Consider the following 1391-nt stretch of genomic DNA (forward strand, 5'->3'; position numbering starts at 1 on the left):
ATTCTGTCTCTGGCATCCAAACGCTCATCGGTCTGACTGTCGGTATTGAACAGCAAAACCGAGACATTCTTATCCTTGGGAGGCTCGGTCAGGATCAAATGACTGCCGAGATAAATGTCATTGTTATCGGTGCTGATCCCAATAAACGCCTTACGCAAGGCCACATCTCCAATGGTTCGGTCGATCCGGGAAATATCCTGAAAGAGATTATTGACGTTGCCATCAATGACCTCGTTACCAGTTACCCGACCGCCACCGTCTTCCTCATCCGTGAGGCGCTGGCTTTCGAAAAGTTTTACGTCGCTATTGGTAATAGCCATAGCAAATCCTTATGCTTGGTTGACATAAAAAGTGATTGAGTTGTTTAAGGGAGGAACTTTTATAAGAAGGCGTGGTCTTAAGCTGTAATTCAATAATTCAATAATTCAATAATTCAATAATTCAATGGATCAAAGCAATCAACTTACTTCATTTAATGATGCTTTTTCTAATCTTTATTCCAGCTCCTTAGGTTTAGTAGAGCAAGAGTATCAACCTGATAACAGCGAACAACAGCCGACATATCAAGGAATGCCTGTTCAGGTGCTGAACCCTTTTCCTATTTACAATAGCGAACCAGATACATATCAAAATAAAGCTGATCACTCTAATTCATTGAATGAATATAATATTGAATCTCTAACAAACTTCGATTTAGAAAACGCTTTCGAAACAGGTATTCAAGAGATACCACAATCCATTCTTGATGAATATATTCCTTACCAGTCTGATAACGAACCCGTTAATGATGCACTATTACCAACTACTCCCTTTCAGCAGCTAATATTGAGGGACGAGCCTGCAATTAGTGAGCAAACACCAGCGAATCATACATGCCCAGATATTCAGTTAACTAATCCCACTGCCGGAATTCATAGTTCACAAGGTTTACGGCCAGTTGCTGTCGTTAATCCGTTATTGCACCAAGCTACAAGTGATAACCAAGCAACCCAAGTAGAAGTTAAAGTTGATGGCAGTTCTTCACTTGTTGAGCGCCAAAGGGAGCGCCAAAGGGAGCGCGAAAGGGAGCGCTACCAGACAGATCCCGCTTACGCCGAGCGCAACAGGGAGCGCAAAGGGAGCGCTACCAGAAGATCCCGCTTACGCCGAGGGTCAAAGAATTTATATAAGTACTTACAATAGAATCAAAAATCAAACCTCCAACAAGGAAGTTGCTAAAGAGCAAGCTGTGATCGCAAGAGACCAGTATCTTCAGTCAGTCAATTTACCTAATAACTCAGGTGATTTACCACTGACTTCTAATTTAGCTGAAACGCCCCAGAGTTCCAGTAAAAATTTAGATGGTACTACCCCCCCCCCCGCTTTTCAGTCGTCAAACTGAAGGAATATTT

General features: G+C 42.3%; 2 protein-coding genes. One reads left to right on the forward strand and one right to left on the reverse strand.

The features are described from left to right. The coding region (locus tag AK963_RS28985) for a hypothetical protein (RefSeq protein ID WP_139117772.1) at positions 1–320 on the reverse strand (320 nt) is incomplete at its 3' end. A 124-nt stretch (positions 321–444) separates the two neighbouring features. On the opposite strand from AK963_RS28985, the gene AK963_RS28990 reads away from it, so the two are divergent. Next, positions 445–1182, forward strand: a complete 738-nt coding sequence (locus tag AK963_RS28990; RefSeq protein WP_139117773.1) for a hypothetical protein — start codon at positions 445–447, stop codon at positions 1180–1182. The last annotated feature ends 209 nt before the right edge of the window (positions 1183–1391 follow it).

This window comes from Endozoicomonas atrinae (genome assembly GCF_001647025.1).
GTDB lineage: Bacteria > Pseudomonadota > Gammaproteobacteria > Pseudomonadales > Endozoicomonadaceae > Endozoicomonas > Endozoicomonas atrinae.

What these genes read in the sequence shown, in the direction of transcription:
- AK963_RS28990 (WP_139117773.1), top strand. Translation starts at nt 445, where the DNA reads ATGGATCAAAGCAATCAACTTACTTCATTTAATGATGCTTTTTCTAAT.